At 69.2% G+C, this 20,296-nt stretch carries 17 protein-coding genes and 1 pseudogene; 11 read left to right on the top strand and 7 right to left on the bottom strand.

Going from position 1 to position 20,296, the window contains the following annotated elements; all coding sequences use genetic code 11:
• The first annotated feature begins 328 nt into the window (after positions 1-328).
• Genes AB0L06_RS18640 through AB0L06_RS18650 form a run of 3 tightly spaced genes read left to right on the top strand, consistent with a single transcriptional unit; the run spans position 329 to position 6,070 of the window.
• The gene (locus AB0L06_RS18640; RefSeq protein WP_500232260.1) at positions 329-5,167 is read left to right on the top strand and encodes an HD domain-containing protein; all 4,839 of its coding nucleotides are present in this window, start codon (positions 329-331) and stop codon (positions 5,165-5,167) included.
• Positions 5,157-5,477 carry a hypothetical protein gene (locus tag AB0L06_RS18645; RefSeq protein ID WP_500232261.1) on the top strand — a complete coding sequence of 107 codons (321 nt, stop codon included), beginning with the start codon at positions 5,157-5,159 and terminating at the stop codon, positions 5,475-5,477. Before AB0L06_RS18640 ends, AB0L06_RS18645 begins: the two co-directional genes overlap by 11 nt.
• Positions 5,474-6,070 (top strand): hypothetical protein, encoded by a 597-nt coding sequence (locus AB0L06_RS18650; protein ID WP_500232262.1) that lies wholly within the window; start codon positions 5,474-5,476, stop codon positions 6,068-6,070. Before AB0L06_RS18645 ends, AB0L06_RS18650 begins: the two co-directional genes overlap by 4 nt.
• A gap of 60 nt (positions 6,071-6,130) precedes the next feature.
• Here the strand turns inward: AB0L06_RS18650 and AB0L06_RS18655 are convergent, their stop codons facing one another.
• On the bottom strand, positions 6,131-6,583 hold the full coding sequence (locus AB0L06_RS18655) for a VOC family protein (protein WP_500232263.1): 453 nt from the start codon (positions 6,581-6,583) through the stop codon (positions 6,131-6,133).
• 59 nt (positions 6,584-6,642) lie between these two features.
• Positions 6,643-7,869 carry a low temperature requirement protein A gene (locus AB0L06_RS18660; RefSeq protein WP_500232264.1) on the bottom strand — a complete coding sequence of 409 codons (1,227 nt, stop codon included), beginning with the start codon at positions 7,867-7,869 and terminating at the stop codon, positions 6,643-6,645.
• A 247-nt stretch (positions 7,870-8,116) separates the two neighbouring features.
• On the opposite strand from AB0L06_RS18660, the gene AB0L06_RS18665 reads away from it, so the two are divergent.
• From AB0L06_RS18665 to AB0L06_RS18680, 4 genes are all read left to right on the top strand, one after another.
• The gene (locus tag AB0L06_RS18665; protein ID WP_500232265.1) at positions 8,117-8,530 is read left to right on the top strand and encodes a cupin domain-containing protein; all 414 of its coding nucleotides are present in this window, start codon (positions 8,117-8,119) and stop codon (positions 8,528-8,530) included.
• Positions 8,531-8,715: 185 nt separating this feature from the next.
• Positions 8,716-9,189: a carboxymuconolactone decarboxylase family protein gene (locus tag AB0L06_RS18670; protein WP_500232266.1), complete on the top strand. Its 474-nt coding sequence runs from the start codon at positions 8,716-8,718 to the stop codon at positions 9,187-9,189.
• 138 nt (positions 9,190-9,327) lie between these two features.
• Positions 9,328-10,863: an MFS transporter gene (locus tag AB0L06_RS18675; protein ID WP_500232267.1), complete on the top strand. Its 1,536-nt coding sequence runs from the start codon at positions 9,328-9,330 to the stop codon at positions 10,861-10,863.
• Positions 10,860-11,600, top strand: a complete 741-nt coding sequence (locus AB0L06_RS18680; RefSeq protein WP_500232268.1) for a PIG-L deacetylase family protein — start codon at positions 10,860-10,862, stop codon at positions 11,598-11,600. The genes AB0L06_RS18675 and AB0L06_RS18680 overlap by 4 nt, the downstream gene beginning before the upstream one ends.
• Before the next feature lie 63 nt (positions 11,601-11,663).
• Here AB0L06_RS18680 and AB0L06_RS18685 read toward each other — a convergent pair whose 3' ends face one another.
• On the bottom strand, positions 11,664-12,953 hold the full coding sequence (locus tag AB0L06_RS18685; protein ID WP_500232269.1) for an acyltransferase family protein: 1,290 nt from the start codon (positions 12,951-12,953) through the stop codon (positions 11,664-11,666).
• Between the two features lie 243 nt (positions 12,954-13,196).
• On the opposite strand from AB0L06_RS18685, the pseudogene AB0L06_RS18690 reads away from it, so the two are divergent.
• Both AB0L06_RS18690 and AB0L06_RS18695 read left to right on the top strand, forming a co-directional pair.
• Positions 13,197-13,274, top strand: a pseudogene (locus tag AB0L06_RS18690) (hypothetical protein); the annotation flags it as partial.
• Positions 13,275-13,421 carry a universal stress protein gene (locus tag AB0L06_RS18695; RefSeq protein ID WP_500232270.1) on the top strand — a complete coding sequence of 49 codons (147 nt, stop codon included), beginning with the start codon at positions 13,275-13,277 and terminating at the stop codon, positions 13,419-13,421.
• A gap of 165 nt (positions 13,422-13,586) precedes the next feature.
• Here AB0L06_RS18695 and AB0L06_RS18700 read toward each other — a convergent pair whose 3' ends face one another.
• Positions 13,587-14,039, bottom strand: coding sequence for a VOC family protein (locus AB0L06_RS18700; RefSeq protein ID WP_500232271.1), 453 nt, complete (start codon positions 14,037-14,039; stop codon positions 13,587-13,589).
• Positions 14,040-14,394: 355 nt separating this feature from the next.
• A complete protein-coding gene (locus AB0L06_RS18705; protein WP_500232272.1) occupies positions 14,395-15,930 on the bottom strand; it encodes a serine/threonine-protein kinase in 1,536 nt (511 codons plus the stop codon).
• Between the two features lie 94 nt (positions 15,931-16,024).
• Between AB0L06_RS18705 and AB0L06_RS18710 the strand changes: the two genes are divergently transcribed.
• Together AB0L06_RS18710 and AB0L06_RS18715 are read left to right on the top strand one after the other, a co-directional pair.
• Positions 16,025-16,774, top strand: coding sequence for a response regulator transcription factor (locus AB0L06_RS18710; RefSeq protein WP_500232273.1), 750 nt, complete (start codon positions 16,025-16,027; stop codon positions 16,772-16,774).
• Positions 16,771-18,477: a hypothetical protein gene (locus AB0L06_RS18715; RefSeq protein ID WP_500232274.1), complete on the top strand. Its 1,707-nt coding sequence runs from the start codon at positions 16,771-16,773 to the stop codon at positions 18,475-18,477. Before AB0L06_RS18710 ends, AB0L06_RS18715 begins: the two co-directional genes overlap by 4 nt.
• 103 nt (positions 18,478-18,580) lie before the next feature.
• Here the strand turns inward: AB0L06_RS18715 and AB0L06_RS18720 are convergent, their stop codons facing one another.
• Both AB0L06_RS18720 and AB0L06_RS18725 read right to left on the bottom strand, forming a co-directional pair.
• The gene (locus AB0L06_RS18720; RefSeq protein ID WP_500232275.1) at positions 18,581-19,303 is read right to left on the bottom strand and encodes an alpha/beta fold hydrolase; all 723 of its coding nucleotides are present in this window, start codon (positions 19,301-19,303) and stop codon (positions 18,581-18,583) included.
• Positions 19,303-20,265 carry an alpha/beta hydrolase gene (locus AB0L06_RS18725; protein WP_500232276.1) on the bottom strand — a complete coding sequence of 321 codons (963 nt, stop codon included), beginning with the start codon at positions 20,263-20,265 and terminating at the stop codon, positions 19,303-19,305. Before AB0L06_RS18725 ends, AB0L06_RS18720 begins: the two co-directional genes overlap by 1 nt.
• Positions 20,266-20,296: the final 31 nt, after the last annotated feature.

Genomic DNA, 20,296 nt, shown 5'->3' on the forward strand with positions numbered 1-20,296 from the left:
AACCCCGCCCCACAACCGAGCGCGCACTCGCCCCGCCGAATCGCCACCACGACAGCAGCCTTTGTCCGCCCTCGCGGCGCTCGCAGCGGCGACGGTCTCGTACCGCGACATGCATGGGCTCATGCTGCGACGCGAAGGTCGTTGGCCTCGGCCATCGCAGCACCGAAACCGGCGGACAGTGCAATTGAGTGGAGAGTTCGATTCTGTGACTGTCGGACGCCGCGGGAGGGGATGTTCCACAGCTTCGAACCAAACGCCTCTGGAGGGCGATCCAAGGAGGATATGGTTACTCCTCGGCGATTTTGACTACTTGCGATAGGTGCTGCTCGTGAGTGAACGTCATGCCCTCCTTATCGGTGTCTCCGAATATGATGGCGACCTGTTCAACCCTTTGAGTGGGACCGTAAAGGCCGACATCAAGCGGATGTCGGAAGCGCTCCGTGAGTCGGACTACTCCATCGAGCGCTGTGCCCCGAGCGAGGACGGCGGCGAACAGCCCAGACGGGGGGCGATCCAGCAGGCTCTGCGCCGGGCCTGCCTGGAGGCTCCGGAGGACAGCGTCCTGCTGATCTACTACTCGGGCCACGGCATCGTCATCGATGGCCAGTCCTACCTGGTCCCGGGCGACGTCTACGCCGACCTGGACGACGACACCCTCCCCGACCCCGACAGTCTCGTTCCGCTGGTGCCGAAGGCCGTCGAGAAATGCCGGGCCGGTCTGATCGTCCTCATCGTGGACGCCTGTCGCGACGATCCGTCCGGTCGGGTTCTGCCCGGTCTGCATGGCGGACGGCTCTACCACCCGCCGAACGGGGCTTTCGCCCTGCTGACGAGTTGCCAACCAGGCCAGACCAGCGGTTACGACGAGTCGGGTAGCTACTTCACCCAGACCCTCAGCGAGGTCCTCGCCCGCCGCAACCCCGCAGGCACCCTCGACGAGGTCTTCGAGGCGACCCGGGAGCAGATGGTCCGCCGCATGGCGCACACCGATGCTCCGGAGCAGACCCCGCAACGGACCTGGGCCAGCGAACGCGACGCCGGTTCGAAGCGGATCTGCGAAGGCGATCAGATCAGCGCTGCCTGGCGCAGGGCCGTCATGCTCACTCCTCTTTGGGAGCGGGCGAACTGCGACGAAGCCCTCGTGGAGAAAACCCGCGACGCTGTTCTGACAGTCGTCGAAGCCTGCGTGAAGGACTGGCTCGCGGCCGAAAGCGCACTCAGGGACGCGGGCCTGGCCGACCCGTGGTCGGCCCATTCGTACCCGACCCGGGTGCTTTCCACCCTCGACCTGTGCCTTGCCCCGGACGCACGACTCAAGGCCCAGGAACTCGGGATGCTCATCGCCGTGCCGTTCCTCCGCGAGGCCGTCATGGCGGAGGGGCTCAGAGACGCGGCCGGCCTACAGCCGACGAACTTCGAGCGACTGTTCGCCACGGGCCTGCGCGACGACCTCGAGCTCACCTTCGCGATGCACGAACACGTGTGCCGTCGCGCCGAAGGCCTGGGGAAACGCGGCCGCCACGACGCCAGGGACGCGCTCGCGATGTGGCTCGTCCATCGCTGGCTCGGAGCCCGTCCTCGGCTATGGGAGAGCAGCGTCGCCCACGATGTGACCGTGCGGCTGGCCTCCCGGCTCTCCGCCAGCGGTTGCACCGGTCGGCTCACCACCGGCGAACTCGCCGGAGTCTGCCGTGTCCTCATGCACAGCGTCGGAGCCGACGCCGACGACCGGCGCCTCGGCGACCGGATCAAGGGGGAGGACTTCACCGACCGCACTCGCGCCCTGGTGACCCTGCTCGCCGTCGCGGGCACCATGGCGGCCGACCCCCGCCGGATGCCGACGGTCGTCGTCGACCACCTGGGCATCACCGACGAACTCCAGCTCAGCGCCCTCCATCGCGCAGCCGAACTCCTGGTGTGGGAACAGGACGCCGCTGGCGAATTGCACCTCACCTTGACCTGCGACCACGCGGCGATACATGACGCCTTCGAGCATGTCGCCAACCGGTCCGAACGGGCGCGCTCCGAGTTTCCCGCGCTCGGCGGCATGGCCTCCGACCTCCTGGAGACACTGCCGGCGCGCCTGACCTCCGACGGCCTCCGGGCGGTCAACCATGAGGGCCGCCCGGTTTACAAGACCCCCTTGCTGGCGTTCCGGCTCTCCGACGAGAAGGTTCGCGAGCTTCTCATGGGCAAGCAGCTCTACGGCGATCCGTCCCTGGCGATCCGCGAGCTGTACCAGAACGCCCTGGACGCCTGCCGGTACCGCCGTACCCGCAGGCGCTATAGGGAATTGCGTCGCCTCCAGCTCGTCAATTGGGACGGCCACATCACCTTCCGGCAGGGAACGGACCCCTCGGGACGTGACTACATCGAATGCTGTGACAACGGCGTCGGGATGACCGTCGAGGCCCTGAAGAACACCTTCGCGAACGCGGGCGAGCGTTTCGTCTATCGCCAGGACTTCCGCTACGAACAGACCCGGTGGCAGGAACGGGATCCTTCTCTCCGCCTCATCCCCAACAGCCAGTTCGGCATCGGGGTCTTCAGCTACTTCATGATCGCTGACGAGATCGAGATCACCACCCGCTCGGTCGACGAGGACGACCAGGTCGGCGGGCAGGCGTACCGCATCCGGATCGCGAGCAGCGGCAGCCTGTTCCAGATCACCGAGGTCCCCGGCGAACCCGAGGGCGGCACCCGCGTCCGCCTCTACCTGACCGGCGACGACCAGGTCTCGGTGCTCCGCACCCTCCGACGGTTGCTGTGGTTGTCGGAGTTCCATGTCGATGTGATCGAGGATGAGGTCGGCGAAGAGACCTGGCGACCCGAGAGACTGCGTCCGCCGAGCGGAACGGCCGAATCACTCCAGCACGGGGACGACCTCTGGTGGGTCTCCGGTGAGGGTGGGGTCGCGGCCGACGGCATCCGGACCAATGAGGAGATGTACGGCTTGGTGGTCAACCTCCGCGGTGAGAACCGCCCCCGGTTCACCGTCGACCGGAACAAGCTCCAGGAGTGGGACAGGGACTGGGTCAAGCAGCAGATCGAGGCGTCGCTCCCGGAGCTGCTCGAATGGCCGGAGTTCTCCCTCTCTTGGCTCTGGAGAGTCACCGAGTCCTCTCCTGGGATCGCACAGCAGATCTTCGACCACATCGTCGAGAACGATGCGATGGCTCCGGTCGGAGGAATCTGGGGGCGGAACGAGGTCGCATCGCTGCGAGCGGTCGGCTGCCTCCCCATCGACGATCGGATCGTGGCCGAGCGGAACATATGGTGGTTTACAGAAGAAAATTTGTGGCTGCGCTCATGGCGCATCGGAGTATGGATCAAGAATGGCATTATCGGGGATGGGGGAAATCTTCCTGTTCCGCGTTCACTTGATGGCTTCCCGGGGCTGGAGCCGTGCGACTCCCACTTGGTGGAGGGAATTTACGATTGGAGGAATTACGGATTGGGCATCCGCTTCGGCAGGCCTTCAATTGACCAGCTACTGGAGCTGAGAAGCCCGAAGGGTGAGGTTCCTCTTTCGAGATTGCTTCGGCTGCGGAGGTTCGCTATCGCCGGACTCGACGTGTCCTGTCTGCGTTCAATTCCGCTCCCTGAAAGGGCTGTCGAAGAGGACGATGAACCACTGCGATGGGCTTTGGCGGCGTGGAGTAAAAGTGATACGGGAGCTCATTTCCTTGGCTGTTCTCTAGCGCGGGCATCCGCGCACCTCAACATTCCTCTCGGTGAACTCCTGTACCGGATGGAGGAACTAGTGCCGGGCAGCCTCGCGCGCATGGACCGCGATCTGGAGAGTCTCCGGAAGCACGTCTTCACGGAGGTCGAGGTTAAGTTGTTCTCCCGGGATATCAATGGCTGGGGGCCATGGATAGACACTGATGTCACTCCTGCGCACGTCGCCCGAGCCAGTTCGATCCTCGATCTTCCAGTGCCGACGATCCTGGAGATGTTCGACCGTTTCGCGCCCCTCGGGTACCAGGTGGTCAATCGAGAGCGCTACCCCGATGACCTGACGCCATCCGAACTTGGAGCCTTCGAGATTCTCGGTAAGGGCGACAGAGTGCTGACCTCGACCGACTTCTTCGCGTTGGCCGTTAAACTTGAGAAGGATGTGCACGAACTCGCTGGCGAGCTGAGCCGGATCGCCGCAGCTGGGTTTCTAGATATCCCAGACCTGTCAGGGGTTGACGGGGCGCCGGTCATGGAGGTGGAGAGAGAGGTATTGCAGCGCGTCTACTCGGGCCTTGTTGGTGATATCGAACGTCGCGTGGGCCCTTGGGGTGTTATCGACCTCATCATGGAGCAAATTGGTCCCAAGTGGCGGCCTGTATATCGGCGTCGTCTGAACGAGTGTCGTAGACTTGCCAGGTTGGCCGCACTGCGCCGTCCTGTCACGGTTCCGGAAATTCTGACCCTGTCCATGACGCTTAAGTCTGATCTGAAATCCACGGTCGAAGAGTATGTTGAAGTTTTTCCGGAGACGGCTGACCTGTCACGACTTCCTTTGGGGGTGAGGAATTCCGATATTCAGATCGACTGGTATGTGGAGCGGCTCGCGCTCGCCGGGAACTTCTTCGAGATTATTAGTTCCCTGAGACCGATCGAATGGAGGCTCGATCCGTGGCGGATCCTCAAATCCTGCGCGGACTCGCATCTCTCGGTTCAGGAGTTCCTGGAGCGCCTCTATGAATACCGCGTCATCGGGGCCCCGGTCCCTGAGGTCGGCCCGTCGGTGATGGCGGACTACCGAGATTTCTTCCCCGACCGCTATGACCTCACCATGACCAGTCGAGTCGAGAACTACTGGAGGGTCGAGCCGATCAACCGGATCGACGCACTCCACCTCGTCCAGACGGCGGGCCGGTTCGGATGGACACTCGCCTACGCCCACCAGCGGTTCGCCCGGATCCAGCCGCTCGGACTGGTGCTCGACTACTCACCAGAGGCGTGCCCCGACGAACTCGTCCACTGGCAGGACCTCTTGGTGATCACCCAGTACCTCGACGGCCAGGCGCCGGTCGTCGGCGGCGTCGTCGAACGGCATCACATCACCGCTGCGGCGAAGGACTTCGAGGAGTCCGAGGATCGGGTGACGGCCCGGCTCCGCAAGTACCAGCCCCTGTTCGGATACAGCCTGGAAGACGACGATGAGCGCTGATGTCGAGAAGCACCGGCCGGTCGAGTACCGCCTCATCGACCACGGGCTGCGGCGCGACGGCTTCACCGTGACCCCCACACCCGACGGAACCCGGTACGACATCGTCGGAACGTGCCCGGGGTGTGGTGCGAGGGTCGTCAGACAGTGGAAGTTCGGCCCCCCTGGCACCAAGGGGCGACGCAACGAACGGCCCAAACCGAGCCCGGGCCCCCGCACGCTCACCTGCGACTGCGGTCGCGTCCACGCTGAGCGTCCATCGGAGAACTTCGACAAGGGGTGCGGGGCGTTCTGGCAGGTGATGCTTCCGTGAGCCTCGACCGGTATCGCTGGGACATGAAGGCCCAGCAGCTTCGATTCGGCGCCGTTGAGACGGCACGGAAGCAGGCCGAGAGTTGGCGCACCGGCTTGGCCGGACTCACATCGCTGTTCGGGGCCGTGCTGGTCGTGAAGGGCCGCGACGGGTTCGCCGGCCTCGCGACGCCGATCCGCTGGTGCGTGGTCGTCCTGCTGATCCTGGCCTTGGCGGCACTCGTCACCGCGACGCTGCAGGCCTTGTCGGCAGCGCACGGATCACCGTCCGACGAGATCCTCATGACCGGCGAGGACCTGGAGGACTGGAGCGACGGCGAGGTCGTCCGCATTCGCCACGCGATGGCGCGGGCCCTTCGGCTGACTCTGCTCGCCGTTTCCATGATTGCCGTCGCGGTCGTGCTGACCTGGACGGCCCCGGTCAGCAGGCCGGACGGCGTCGTCCTCATCGTTGACACCGACAACGCACGCTACTGCGGGAAAGACATCAGCGCCGCCGATGGCAGAATGGTCCTCCGCCTAGGCGACACCATGCGAATCGTTCCCTTGGCCTCGATCAAGACGATGCAGACCGTCCCCAAATGCCCGTCCTGAGCGCCCAGCCTCTGGTGCGGGAGCGCTCGGGCAAGCCGGACGCGTGCCCGAGCGCTCCGGTCAGGAATCGGCGGGGTGGTCGGCCAGGATTCCGTTGAGCAGGCCGGTGGTTTGGCCGACCTCGATGAGGTGGCCGTCGGGGTCGCGCAGGTAGCAGCGCAGTTCGGACGTGCGATCGAGGGGTTCGGTCAGGAAGCGGGCGCCCTTGGAGACGGCGTGCGCGTAGAAGGCGGCCATGTCCGCCACGCGCACGTTCAGGAAGCTGGACACCCGCTCGAGGTTCTCGGGCACGGTCAAGGTGACGTCGGGCTTGTCGGGGGTGGGCCCGCCACCGGGATTCATGATGATCCAGCTGTTGGCGACCTTCACGATCGCCGGGTTCCCCTCCATCACGACCTCTCCACCGAAAACGTCGGCGTAGAAGCGCGTAGAGACCGCGGCGTCGCGCACGGTCAGGAAGTGCGTGAGGAGGAGACCGTGGCCAGGTACGGGGAGGTCACCGTGAGATGGCATTGTTCGTCGTCCTTTCGTTGATGAGGTGGGTGTGTCGGCCCTTGTCGGCGTGCAGCCGTTCAGAGGGACGTACTCGCCGGATGCCGCCCTTGGCAGGCCCGCCGCCCGAGTCGCGAGCCGCGGGGCCCGTCCTCGCTTCGAGCGATGGTGACGGCGGTCATCAGGACGCAGACGGCGGTGATCGCCGCGATGACCGCGACGATTCCGATGCGCGCTGCCGCCAGAGGCAGAAGCAGGATGGTCGTGACGCCGCACAGGACCACGGCGGGACGGAGGACGGGCTCGGCCAGGATTGGGGTGTCGACCATCCAGAGAAACGCGACGAACAGCGCGGTCGGGACGGCCACGGCGGAGCAGATCGCGAGGGAGGACGCCTTGAGGTCGTGTCCGGTCTGCTCGACCGCCACCTCGAGTCCGGCGCCGAGTGCCGCGAGGCTCGCGAAGATTCCGTAGTGGCCGTATCCCCACAGATAGGAGAGGTGGCGGCGGTCGTTCAGCCCTTCGCCGGCAGGGGCGAGGAAGTAGAGCCACCAGAGGGCGAACAGCAGGATGAGACCGGAACCGGCGACGATGATGATGGGAGGCCGGCCCGTCGTGGTCTCCTCGAGCGCTCCGTGGACTCCGTTGGACGCGGCGAGGACGCTTTCACCGAAAAGGATGATCGTGAACAGGCCGTAGCGCTCGGCGATGTGATGCGGGTGCCAGTTGGCGGGGCTGTTCCGTTCCGCCCACCTGGGCACGGCGAGTTCCAGGGCCGCCAGGCAGGCGAAGGACGGTACCTGGGCCCACGAGGGCAGGGCGCCTGTCTCCGCCAGGACGAGCCAGACGACCCAGCCCGCCTGCGCGACGGCGATGCCGAGGGCGTTCCGCAGCGCGGCACGACGGCCGGCCGGGTCCTCGACACCGGCCCGGAGCCACTGCGCGACGAGGGCCGTCCGCATGATGAGGTAACCGGTCGCGACGGCCCGGTAGTCGGAGTCGTCGGCCGCGGCCCGCACGCCCGAGGCGAGGACCAGGACACCGGCCATCTGCACCATGGTCAGCAGCCGGTAGAGGACGTCGTCGGTGTCATACCACGTTGCGAACCAGGTGAAGTTCATCCACGCCCACCACACCGCGAAGAACACCTGCAGGAACGGAACGAGCCCGGCCAGGGCGTGTCCGTCGGCGATGCTGTGCGCGAACTGGGCGGTGACGGCCGCGACGGCGACCACGAAGGTCAGGTCGAACAGCAACTCCAGCGGGCTGGAGACGCGATGCGGCTCGTCGACCGGCCGTGCGGCCATCCGGACCCGGATCCGGCCCCTGGCGTTTGCTGGCGGCACTGTCTCGCTCCCATCGCTTCACGGTCCGTCCAGCTCAGATGACCGGGCAGCGGTCCCACCTGTGACACCGGAGGCCCGAACCTCGGCGGTGGGTGAGGGGCGCGGTGTGGGCGCCCGGCGCGGCCCTGGCCGGGATCGCTCGCGCAGGCTGTCACAAGCGGGGAGGCCTGCCTGTCCTTACTGCAGACAGTCCCTGTTTGGAGGAAACATGAGCGTTGAGCATGCACAGCTGCCCCCAGGCGTCGAGTTGGTCGCGTCCCTGCCGGAGGCGGCCGCCCGGATCCCGGCCGGCGCCGAGGCCAGGACCATCCGCGTCACCCTGCCGCCGGGTGACGCCGGCGCGCCGCCGCACCGGCACCCCGGGCCGGTCTTCGGCTATGTGACCGAGGGTGAGATCCTCTTCGAGTTGGAGGGGGAGCCGCCCCGGGTGCTCAAGGCCGGTGACGCCCTGTTCGAGCCCGGCGGCGACGTGATCCACATCCAGGGCGCCAACAACCTTCCGGACGCGCAGTCGCAGCTGGTCGTGACCATGTTCGCGCCGCCCGGCACCCCGGTTCTGACCGTGGTCAGCGCGGAGGAACTGGCTGAACGGCGACACCTGCGGGTCACCCGGCAAGGATGACCGCCGGCGCTCCCCGCCTCCCTTCCGCTTGACAGAGAGGTTGAGCCGGGTGGTCGTTAAGACCATCGCCCGCGACGCCCACCCGCGCGAAACGGGGGCGTGGGCGCCGTCTTTCGTTCCTTGTCACAGATCGCCCGCCAACCCGGTCAGAACTGGGTATCCGCAACACCGGCAAGGAGATCAACGTGGAACCGCGCCTCAACTACTTCGGCCACCCCCTCGCGGGAAAGGTGCTGAAGCACATCAACTCGGCGACCAAGGCAGTCTCGGACTCCTCACTGCCGCCGGTGGTCCAGGAGCTGGTGAAGATCCGCGCCAGCCAGATCAACGGCTGCGGATTCTGCACCGACATGCACACCAAGGACGCCGCGGCCGCTGGAGAGAGCGCCCAGCGCCTGAACCTGGTCGCGGCCTGGCGCGAGGCGACGGTGTTCACCGACGCCGAGCGCGCCGCCCTGGAGCTGGCGGAGCAGGGCACCCGCATCGCCGACGCGGCCGGGGGAGTCACCGACGAGGCCTGGGCGGACGCCGCCAAGTACTTCGACGAAGACCAGCTCGTCGCCCTGGTCTCCCTGCTCGGCGTCATCAACGCCTACAACCGCATCAACGTCATCAACCAGCAGCCCGCCGGGGGCTACCAGCCCGGCCAGTTCGGCTGACCGGCACCGCCCCCGCACGGTCCGTACGCGCTCCCTCTCCCGAAGCCGGGGAGCGCGTACGGACCGTGCCACCGACCACCCCTGACGACCGAAGGCACCATCAAGTACCGACGGTGCGCCACGTCCCGAAAGCTCACCATGGACGATTCCCCCAACGAACCCCCCACCACACGCATCGCCACAGCCCGCGGCCGCTGGATCCTGCTGACCACGGTCCTGGGCTCGAGCATGGTGCTCCTGGCCTCCACGGTCACCAACGTCGCCCTGCCGCACATAGGCGAGGACCTCGACGCGGACCTGGCGGTCCTCCAGTGGACCGTCAACGCCTACATGCTGACCCTGGCAGGCCTGATCCTGCTGGGCGGAGCCCTCGGCGACCGCCTCGGACGGCGCCGGATCTTCGTCCTCGGGGTCGTGTGGTTCGCCGTCGCGTCCCTCCTGTGCGGAGTGGCCGCCGACCCGGCCATGCTCATCGCCGCCCGCGCCCTGCAAGGCGTCGGCGGAGCCCTCCTCACCCCGGGCTCGCTGGCCATCATCGAGGCGTCGTTCCATCCGGACGACCGGGCCCGGGCCGTCGGCCTGTGGTCGGGCTTCGGCGGCATCGCGTCGGCGGCCGGACCCTTCCTGGGAGGCTGGCTGGTGGACGGCCCGGGATGGCGCTGGACCTTCGTGCTGAACGTGCCGCTGGCCCTGGTGTGCGTCCCTGTCGCCCTTCGCCACGTACCGGAATCGGTCGGGGCGCCCGCGCCCTCGGACGGTGTCACGGTTGGCCGGCGACCACGCTTCGACGTCACAGGCGCCGTCCTTGGCGCCCTCGCCCTCGCCCTGGTGACCTATGCGCTGACCGAAGCGCGCACCGCGGGCTCGGTGGCCACGGTCGCCGCGCTCGGCGGAGTGGCGGCAGGCGTCGCGTTCGTGCTCGTCGAGCGCCGGCGCCCTGACCCGATGATGCCGTTGACCATCTTCGCCTCTCGCCGGTTCACCTCGGTCAACCTGATCACCATCTGCGTCTATGCGGGCCTGGGCGGGTTCTTCTTCATGACCTCGCTCCAGCTTCAGACGGTCGTCGGGTACTCGGCGCTCGGAGCCGGCGCCGCGATGCTGCCGACGACCGTCCTCATGCTGTTCTTCTCGTCCCAGGCCGGTGTCCTTGCCCAACGACTCGGTCCGCGGCTTCCTCTCACAGTGGGCCCGCTCCTGTGCTCGGCGGGCATGCTCCTGATGCTTCGGGTCGACGCCGGTGCGTCCTATGTTCCGGACGTCCTCCCCGGTCTGGTCGTCCTGGGGGCCGGGATGGTCATCATGGTGGCTCCACTGACTGTTACCCTCCTGACGTCCGTGAACAGCTCGAACGCGGGCCTGGCAAGCGGCGTGAACAACGCGGCGGCGCGTGCGGCAGGCCTGGTCGCGGTCGCGGCGCTGCCGCTGCTCATCGGGATGGCGCCGGACGCCTATCGCTCGGGCGCCGCGCTGGAGGCATCGTTCGTCCGGGCGATGCTGTTCTGCGCAGCCGTCAGCGGGGTCGGCGCGGCGGTGGTCTTCGTGACCCTGCATGGAACGGCACCGCAGCCGCACCCGGCTCATGGGCGAGTCCACGGCTGGTCGATGGAGCCGCCTCTCGCGCCGCGCCTCACGCACCACCACGGGAACAAACCATCAAGGGAGACCCGGTGACCGAATCGCTTCCTCCGCTGCAGCCCATGCCGACCGATTGGCGGAGTGCTCTCGCCGTGGTTGCCCATCCTGACGACCTTGAGTACGGATGCTCGGCCGCCGTCGCGTCATGGGTCCAGGACGGCCGTGAGATCGCCTACGTCCTCGCCACGAGGGGCGAAGCCGGCATCGACTCCATGGCACCGGCCGAGGCCGCACCCCTGCGGGAGCGTGAGCAGCGCGCGAGCGCCGCAGCCGTCGGTGTGACCTCCGTGGAGTTCTTCGACCACCAGGACGGCGTGATCGAGTACGGCGTCGCCCTGCGTCGCGACATCGCCGCCGCCATCCGCCGCCACCGGCCCGAACTGGTGATCACTCTCAACCATCACACCACCTGGGGTCCGGGAACCTGGAACACCCCGGACCACGTGGCCGTGGGTCGCGCCGTCCTCGACGCGGCCGCGGACGCGGGCAACCGCTGGATCTTCCCGGAACTGTCGGAACGAGGCCTGCGTCCATGGCCCGGCGTCCGCTGGGTCGCCGTCGCCAACTCCCCGAACCCCACCCACGCGGTTCCCGCGGGCCCAGGGTTCGAGCAGGCCGTCCAGTCGCTACTGGAGCATCGCACGTACATCGAAGCCCTGACCGACGAGGACCCCGAGGCATACGTACGCCGCTTCCTGGGGGACGACACCGCCGCGCAGAGCCCACGATTCAACGGAGAACCCGCCGTCGCCTTCGAACTGTTCAACCGGTGACCCCATAGCCCCCAAACGCTCACCGCGCCAGGCGGCGGGCCCTCTGGCGGGGTGAGGAGGGGGTCATCCGGCGGTTCGGGGTGGTGGCGATGCCGGTGACCGGTCCTGGGACGGCGGACGGCCGGACCAGAAGACCGCGAGGAGGCCGCAGGCATAGACCACCAGCACGGGTCCGGGCAGGTGTCCGCCCGGGGCGAAGCCGCCGATGGCGAGCCTGGCGAGCGCGGGCACTGTGGCGGCGAGGCCGCACAGCACCAGGATCGGTGACCACCGACCCGCCGTTCCCAGCCCTTCGGGCAGGAGGCGCAACGGACGGTGGGCCCACATCACGACGGCGGTGAGCGGCACCATCACGAGCACCAGGAGGGCGATCCAGGCCAGGCGCGAGACCAGCCACTCGGCCGAGCCGATGGCCGGCTGGGGCATGACACCGGTGGGGTAGAGCGCGACGGCCACGATGACCACCGGCACCATGTGCCACAGGTAGACGACCATGACCGTGCGGTTGAGGCGGGAGACCAGCCGCCACCGAGATGGGCGGGCGACCAGACGCCCGAGGACCGGTTCGAGCGTGAGCAGCAACCCGGTCTGGGCGGCGGCGAACGCCAGTAGGGCAATCGACGGCGGGGAGGTGTTGCCCACCCGCGTTCCAACCCCGATCATGTCAACCGGGAAAGGACCCCAGGTCAGCAGTGCGGCGAGGCACAAGACTCCTACGGCGGCCAACGCCCCGCAGCGCCACCGGGGACGTGTGAGCGTCCCGTCCTGCCACGCGAATCCCCACTGATGCATCGCCCCCCACACCAGCAGGTAGTTCGCATAGCCGATCAGCGGCACGCGGGGACCGAGCACCGCGGCGTCCACCCCCGCGGCTGCGACGGCCATCATGGCGGGCACCGCCAACCCCCAGCGCCGGTGCGCGGCCAGCATCAGCGGAGTGAGCGCGATCAGCAGCAGGTAGACGGGCAGGAACCACAACTGCAGGGCGACGAGCCAGCCGGCCTGGGCCAACTCGCCGTTCTCCGCCCCGGCGGACCGGGCCACGGTGACGGCGAGCGCGCCCACCGCGACGTACACCGTGGTGGGCCACAGCAGTCGCAGCATCCGGCCGCGCATCCAGTCCGTCCAGCCTTCTCCCCGTCGGCGGTGTCCCGTCCAGGAGACTGCGTTGGCATACCCGCCGACCACGAAGAACACCGGCATGACCTGCATCGCCAGGGTCCCCCAGCGCGCCCAGCGGATGTACTGGAGGGTGTCGCGGCCCGACAGGTGCCCGGCCCGGTAGGTGATGTCGACCAGCAGCCAGTGGCCCAGCACCACCGCGCCGATCGCACACACGCGCAGCAGGTCCACGCACCGGTTCCGCGGCGCCCTGGCCACGGCCAGGGGGCCGCCTCCATTCACGACGAGGCCCACCTCCATGCCAGCTCCGGTCCGCCCGCCGGCCGAGGAAGACGACCACGGCCCACTACTCGTGATCCCCAAGTCACGACCTCCAACGCTGCCGGCGGCAAGCCTGCCGGCACCGATCCGATCGTCGTCACGAAGGCGCTCCGTTAGGAGTCGTCCAAGGGGTTCGAAACGGTCGTCGGGAACCGTGGACGGGGCGGTTTCGCCGGTCTTCTGCTCGGTTCGACCGGACGCTTCCTGGTCGAGCACGCCCCGGGCCCGGTCGTGATCGTCCGCGACGAGGCCGAGCTGCTGATCCTCGGCTCGCAGGGACTCCTGACCCCGGGGATCCGGCACCTGGGTTCGGTGACGCACGGCCTGATCCACCATGCGCAGTGTCCGGTCGTCCGTTCTCGCCGAGCCCACCGGTGATCGGTGCCGAGACGCGGCCCGGTGCCTGCGAGGAGACGGGCCCGTTCTCAACCGGCGGTGCTCCGGCCGCTGCCTCCCCCTACAACGTTCGAGGTCATGACCTCGCGCGGCCGTGGAGGAACACGCGCCGGCCGGTGCGCAGGCGGTGGAGATCTCACCTGCCGACTAGCCGGGCGCGGGACGGTCGGCGAAGACACCGTGAAGCATGCCCGTGGCCTGGCCGACCTCGATGAGATAGCCGTCCGGGTCGCGCATGTAGCAGCGGATCTCCGCCTTGCGGTCCAGGGGCTCGGTCAGGAACTGCGCGCCCTGGGCGGTGGCCGCGGCGTAGAACGCCGCGATGTCGGCCACCCGGACGTTGAGGAACGTCGACACCGGATCGCCGGGCTCGGGCGCCCTCAGTACGACGTCGGGTTTGTCCGGGGTGGGGCCGCCGCCGGGGTTCATGATGATCCAGCTGTTGGCCACCTGGACGATGGCCGGGTTCTCCGGGAGCACCACCTTGCCGCCGAGGACGTTCGCGTAGAACTCCCTGGAGACGGCCACGTCCCGGACGGCCAGGAAGTGCGTCAGCACGAGCCCCTGGCTCGGCGCCGGAAGATCGCCTCGATCGGACATCAGGATTCCCTCCTCGTCGCGGGCAGGTCACAGGAATTCTCCATTCCCGCCGCCGCAAGACGCCCCGTCCGGCGCTATCGAGCAGTCGCCGAACCCGTCAAGTTCTGGTTAAGGCCCTCCGCCGCCGAACGTGTCCCCAGCCGCCAGGCGGCGAAGAGCCCTGGGATGGTGGTCATGACCTGGCTGCTTTGGGGCCCGGCCTCCTGGCTGATCGGTCGGCTCTGGTGGGGGTGGTTGCGAGGATCCAGGGGACGGGGCCGGTTCTCCGTGGTGGAGAACCGGCCTGTGACCCGCTACGTCCCGGCCGGGGCGGCAGGGTTTGGAGCCATGGCCCCTTGACCCCCTTGAAGAACGGTCAGGGGCCTGGGGGTGTGTGCCAGGCGGTGGCGGACCAGCTGAGCGCGTTGGTGGAGTCGTTCTTGCTTGTGAGTTTGAGGAGGACGACGTGGTTGTCGGCGGGGTAGAGCGCACAGAACCGCATGCCCTTGTGCAGGTTCGCGAACGGCACCAGGGGTTGGATCGGCGCGCTGCGCACGGCGGCCATGCAGCCCGGGCCGTCGGTGGCGGTGCCGGCGAGGGCGGCGTTGCCGTCGTTGGCGCCGAAGGTCACTCGTGGGTCGGGTCGGGAGCTGGAGCAGTCGAAGTTGAAATCGCTGTGCATCCAGCCGCCGACCCCTACGCTCGGGCCTTTCCGGTCGAAGGACACGGTGATGTGGACGAAGCTTGTGCAGTCTCCGCCCGGCATCGTGAACGCGGCGTTCCTGAACTCTTCGGCGTAGCCGAGCGGTGTCGGGCTGGGTGCGGCGGCGCTGGCGGCGCTGGACGGCTGGTAGGGCCCCGGCGAGGAGGTCGGCCCCTGCCGTGCTGCCTTCCCTACGGCGCCGGTTTGGAAGGCGACCACGACGGCGAGCAGGAAGAACGCCACGACCGCGGCGGCCCCCGCGACGAGCGGCGCACGGCGTCGAGGTAGTGGGACCAGGGTCTGGAGTCGCGCGCCGGGGTCCATGTGTGGCGGTTCGTAGTCGGCGGTCAGTGCGGCCGTCGCGGGCGGTAGCCAGGGGCTCGTTTCGGCGGCGTCGGTGTGGGGCCGCGCCAGCGCGACGATGTCTTCGGGGGTGGGGCGTGCGGCCGGGTCCTTGGCCAGGCAGCGGGTGGCCAGTTCGGCCAGCTCCGGCGGGCACCCGTCCAGGTCCGGCGGTTCGTTGAGGATGCGGAAGAACAGCGCCTCAGTGGTGCCTTCGCCGAAGGCCGACCGTCCGGTCGCCGCGAACACCGCGAGCTGGCCCAGTGCGAAGACGTCGGTGGCCGGGCCGACCGCGCCCGCCCTGATCTGCTCGGGCGTCATGAACGCCGGTGTGCCCACCTGGATGCCGGTGCGGGTCAGCGAGGTGGCGTCGGCGGCCCGTGCGATGCCGAAGTCAATGACGCGGGGCCGGTCCGCCGCGAGCAGCACGTTGGAGGGTTTCAGGTCGCGGTGGACGACACCGGCGGCGTGGATGCCGACCAGTGCCTCGGCGATCCCCGCGACCAGCCTCCAGACCGCCTTCTCCGGCAGCGGCCCCGCCTCCTCCACCGCGGTGTGCAGTGAGGGCCCTGGGACGTAGACGGTGGCCAGCCAGGGGACCGGATCGTCGGGCGCGGCTTCCACCAAGGGCGCCGTGTAGGCGCTGTGCACACGCTGTGCGGCCTGCACCTCTTGCTGGAACCGCTTGCGGAACTGCTCGTCGTCGGCGTACTCCCGCCGGACGACCTTGATCGCGAGTGGCTGCCCGCCCGGGGAGATCGACAGATAGACCCGTCCCATGCCGCCCGCGCCGAGTCGGGCGAACAACGGATAGCCCGCGACGGCCGCTGGGTCGTCGGCCGACAGCGGCGCGAACCGGTTGGACATCAGGCTCCTTCGTCTTCCACGTCGCAAGGGGATCCGCCGAAGGGGCGTCACCCGATCCCTGAGAGCTCGGGCGATCGGAACGTAGCACCGGAAGGTGCGCGATTTGCGCGGCCGGATCGCGCACGGCGGATCTATCATCACGCTGGAGGTGGCGATGGCCGGAGTGGCCGTGGTTGACGACGATCCGTTCGCCCGCCGAGGCATCGCCTCCTTTCTCGGCGAATGCGAGGGGATCGAGGTCGTCGCGGTGGTCGACCACGACGCGGCGCTCGCTCTGGGGGACCGTTGGCTGCAGGTCGATGTCGCCTTGGTCGACGCCGCGGACGACTCGCGGTCCGACGATCACTTTCCGGGCGTGGCCGTGGTGGAGGAGATCCGCCGCCGCTGCGGACGGGACCGTCCCTGCGTGGTGGTGATGACCGGGCACGCCTATGACGAGGCGGTACGGCGCCGGATGCGTGAGGCCGAAGCCGACCACTTCTATGACCGCCGTGAACTGCTGGACGAACGGAGCATGCTGGCGGCGGTGCTGCGCCCCAGCGCCGTCCTGCCCGAGCCCGAGGGGCGGACGGCTGACGAGGAGCGGCTGGGAATCTCGCGCCTCACCCACGTGAACGCGGCCGTGAACTACGCGCTGGCGGAGAACCTGCCCCAGCGGTTGACGAGCCGGGAGAACCGGCGCGCACGGGTCTGGGACCGGATCAGGGCCGAGTTCAGCCAGGTCGCGCGCCTCGCCACCGTCAACACCGACGGGCTGCCACCGGATCGCGAACAGGACCTTCCGTCGCGGCGGCAGATCGAGCGGTTCCTCACCTGGGCCACGCGGGTCAAGCAACGGCCGTGACGATCCGTACCTCCTGGGCGGCCGTGGAGATCGCCACCGTCCGGTTCTTCGTGAACCTCCGGATCGCCAGCCGGGCCATGGCGGGCGCGATCGCGTTCGCCGGCGGCCGGCTCTCGCTCGTCCAGGCCCTCACCGCGGTCCTGCTCTTCGGCCTGTACGACCTGCTGCTCGCCTACGTCCTCGGCCGCCGCAGGATGCCCCTGGCCGTGCGGCTGCCCTTGGACTGCGCGGATGTGGCCTTGTGGTGCGTCCTGGTCGGCGGATCGGCCGACGCCCCGTCGCTGCTGGCCAGCCCGCTGGCGTTCGAGACCGCGTTGCGCGACGGCAGACGCGCGCTGCTCGTGGTGGCGCTGGTCGGGGCGAGCGCCACGGCCGCACTGACGTGGGTGGGCGAGGGGCCCGCGATCGCGCCGTTCCTTTGGCCTGCGGCAGGTCTGCTGGGCGGCATGGTGATCCGCCGCTACGTGGCCAGGCAGGTGCGGCAGCGGCTGCGCGTGGCCGACGCCGAACGGGAGGCTGCCGCCAGCCGGGCGCGGCTGGCCGGGCAGAGCAGCGTGGCGTTCGGCCGGGACACCGTCGTGGACGCGGCGACCGGCGTGTGGCCGCTGCTGGCGGGGACCGGTCCGGTGCCGAGGTCGCCGCTGGCCGCATGGCGGCGGGAACTGGCCGACAGCGTGGGCGACCATGCGGAGTTCCTCGGCACCGCCCTGCTCAACTGGCAGACCCTGCACAACGCCACCAGCCCGGATCTCGCCAAGGACGTGGACCTCCACATCGCGGGGGAGGACGCGACGCTGCTGCTCGCGCGGGGCCAGGTCCGCCTTCTCGGGCAGGTCCTCGCGGAGATGCGGCTGCGCGGACGGGTGCCCGTGACCGTCCGCCGCCGCGCTCCCTGGAGCCAGGAGCAGCGGCTCACCATCGGCAACCGCCTGGTGCGGCTTCCCGCCGCCGCCGACCCGATGACCGGCCCGTACGACGTCGGTCCGCTCATCATCGCGCTCGGCGCGCTGGGCAGTCTCGGGCACGCGCTCCCCTCCTTCGAGGCCCTGCCCTTGCCCGTGACGCTCGCACTCGCCGCGTTCGGCCTGTTGACGGCCCGCTGGGCGTACGTGACGGTCACCGAGGACGGCGCCGCCGCGCACGGCCGCGTGGTCTGCGGCGCCCTGGTGTTCGGGGCCGCGGACGCCGTCGTCTCCACCCTCCTGATGACCAACCTGACGACCGGAGGACTGACCCGGACGCCGTTCCTGCACTGCATGCTGTTCCTCGGCCCGCTCGCGGTCTTCTACTGGCCCGACCTGCGGCGCTGGTCCCGCTGGGCGGCAGGTGCCGCGATGGCGGCCATCGTCACCACCGGGCTGGCGCTGATGCCAGCGCCACTCCACCCCCACGACCTGGCCACGCTGGTCTGGCCCGCGGCGTTCCTCATCGGCGCCACCGAGGTCCGCGCCATGCTCGACCAGGACAACAGCGAACTGGCCCGCACCCTCGCCGCCCGGCACCGGTTCGCCATCGAGCACAGCCACGCCCAGGGCTGCTCCGACGTGTTCCGCCTGGTCGACCAGGACCTCACCGAGGCCGAGACGCGACTCCGCGACCATGCCGACGCCATCGATCCCGTGATCGCCGCCCACGCGGCCGAACGCCTCACCCGGATACGCGCCCGCCTCGGCCGTGTCTCGACGCCGGACGATGATCGTTGACGAGTGAGGCCTCCGGCTCCGCCCCACCTGAGGCCTCCGGCTCCGCCCCACCGAGTCCGCCCAGCGGCTTCGTCGCCGCCGGGCGGACGGTTCTCCTGGACGGTCAGTCCCGGTGGTGGGCGACGGCGTCGAGGATGGTGGAGACGACGGCGTCCGGACGGGACGCGGCGACCGCGTGGGACGCCCCGGCGACCTCGCGCGTGCCGAGCGAGGACGCGCGCTTCGCCATGAACCGCACCGCCTCGGCCGGGATGTTCCGGTCCTCCGCGCCGAACACCCACCAGGACGGCTTGGCGCGCCAGCCCGGTTCGCTCACGCCGAGCCCGTCCGTCAGGGCCCGCTCGGTCACCGGACGCTGCGTCGCGGCCATCAGCGCGGCCTCGTCGTCGTCCAGGTCCGCGCAGAACTGGCGGTGGAACTTCTCGTCGGCGATCCGGAACTCGTTGCCGCCGGACGCGACCGGGTAGGCGACCAGGGCGTCCGCCAGGGTGCTGCCCTCGAACCGGCCGGACAGCTGGAACGCGCTCTCCCCGGGCTCGGGGGCGAACGCCGCGACGTACACCAGCGACCGGACGGCCGGGTTCCCCGCCGACGCCTGGGTGATGACCATGCCCGCGTAGGAGTGCCCGACGAGCACGACCGGCCGGCCGATGCCGCTGATGACGTCGCGCAGGTAGGCGGCGTCCCCGGTCAGGTTGCGGAGCGGGTTCGCCACGGCGACGGCGGTGGTGCCGTGGTCGTTCAGGCGCCGGATGACGCGGTTCCAGCTCGCCGACTCGGCGAACGCTCCGTGGACCAGGACGACGACGGGGTTCTCGTGGGTCATCAGATGTCCTTTCGGGGCTGCAGGGCGATCTTCAGGGCGGCGATCGCGAGGGCGGTCGCGGCGCGGGACGCGCGGGTCTCGCGGACGGGGTTGAGCATCATGAAGTCGTGGATCGTCCCGTTGAAGCGGACACTGGTGGTCGGCACCCCGGCCTGGGTGAGGCGGCGGCCGTACGCCTCGCCCTCGTCGCGCAGGACGTCGTTCTCGTCCACGATCAGCAGCGCGGGCGGCAGCCCCCTCAGGTCGTCGAGGGTGGCGCGCAGCGGCGAGGCGGTGATCTCGGCGCGCTCCTTCGGGTCGGTGGTGTAGGCGTCCCAGAACCAGGCCATCGACTGGGCCCGCAGGTGCGGGCCCTCGGCGAACTCGCGGTAGCTGTCGGTGTCCTGCGCCGCGTCGGTCACGGGGTAGTACAGCGACTGGTGCACGAACGACACGTCACCGCGCTGCTTGGCCATGAGGGTGAGCGCGGCCGCCATGTTCCCGCCGACCGAGTCGCCCGCGACCGCCATCCGGGACGCGTCCAGGTTGCCCTTCGCGCCGTTGGCCTTGATGAACTTGGCGGCGGCGTACGCCTGCTCGATCGCCACCGGGTAGCGGGCCTCGGGGGAGCGGGTGTAGTCGACGAACGCGACGGCGGCGTGCGCGCCGACCGCCAGCTCGCGGACGAGCCGGTCGTGCGTCTGGACGCCTCCGAGGACCCAGCCGCCGCCGTGCACGTACAGCACGACGGGCAGGACCTGCTCCGCCGTCCCGGCCGGCCGGACGACGCGGACCCGGACGTCGCCGGCCTCGGCCGGGACGGTGATCCACTTCTCCTCGATCTCGGGCATCGGCACGGGGTTGGACTGGACGCCGTCCAGGAGCCTGCGGGCCCCCTCCACGCCCAGCTCGTACACGAACGGCGGCTTCGACGTGGCGTCGGCGAATTCCTGCGCCGCCGCCTCGAGAACGTGCTTGTGCATCGGCTCTTCCTTCTCTTTGTGTGTCGTGCGG

Source organism: Spirillospora sp. NPDC052269 (genome assembly GCF_040679435.1).
Taxonomy (GTDB): Bacteria; Actinomycetota; Actinomycetes; order Streptosporangiales; family Streptosporangiaceae; genus Spirillospora.

Coding starts and splice junctions, on each gene's coding strand:
- AB0L06_RS18700 (WP_500232271.1), bottom strand. CDS start 14,039: ATGTCCGATCGAGGCGATCTTCCGGCGCCGAGCCAGGGGCTCGTGCTG.
- AB0L06_RS18720 (WP_500232275.1), bottom strand. CDS start 19,303: ATGACCCACGAGAACCCCGTCGTCGTCCTGGTCCACGGAGCGTTCGCC.
- AB0L06_RS18675 (WP_500232267.1), top strand. CDS start 9,328: ATGGACGATTCCCCCAACGAACCCCCCACCACACGCATCGCCACAGCC.
- AB0L06_RS18665 (WP_500232265.1), top strand. CDS start 8,117: ATGAGCGTTGAGCATGCACAGCTGCCCCCAGGCGTCGAGTTGGTCGCG.
- AB0L06_RS18725 (WP_500232276.1), bottom strand. CDS start 20,265: ATGCACAAGCACGTTCTCGAGGCGGCGGCGCAGGAATTCGCCGACGCC.
- AB0L06_RS18705 (WP_500232272.1), bottom strand. CDS start 15,930: ATGTCCAACCGGTTCGCGCCGCTGTCGGCCGACGACCCAGCGGCCGTC.
- AB0L06_RS18655 (WP_500232263.1), bottom strand. CDS start 6,583: ATGCCATCTCACGGTGACCTCCCCGTACCTGGCCACGGTCTCCTCCTC.
- AB0L06_RS18660 (WP_500232264.1), bottom strand. CDS start 7,869: ATGGCCGCACGGCCGGTCGACGAGCCGCATCGCGTCTCCAGCCCGCTG.
- AB0L06_RS18645 (WP_500232261.1), top strand. CDS start 5,157: ATGAGCGCTGATGTCGAGAAGCACCGGCCGGTCGAGTACCGCCTCATC.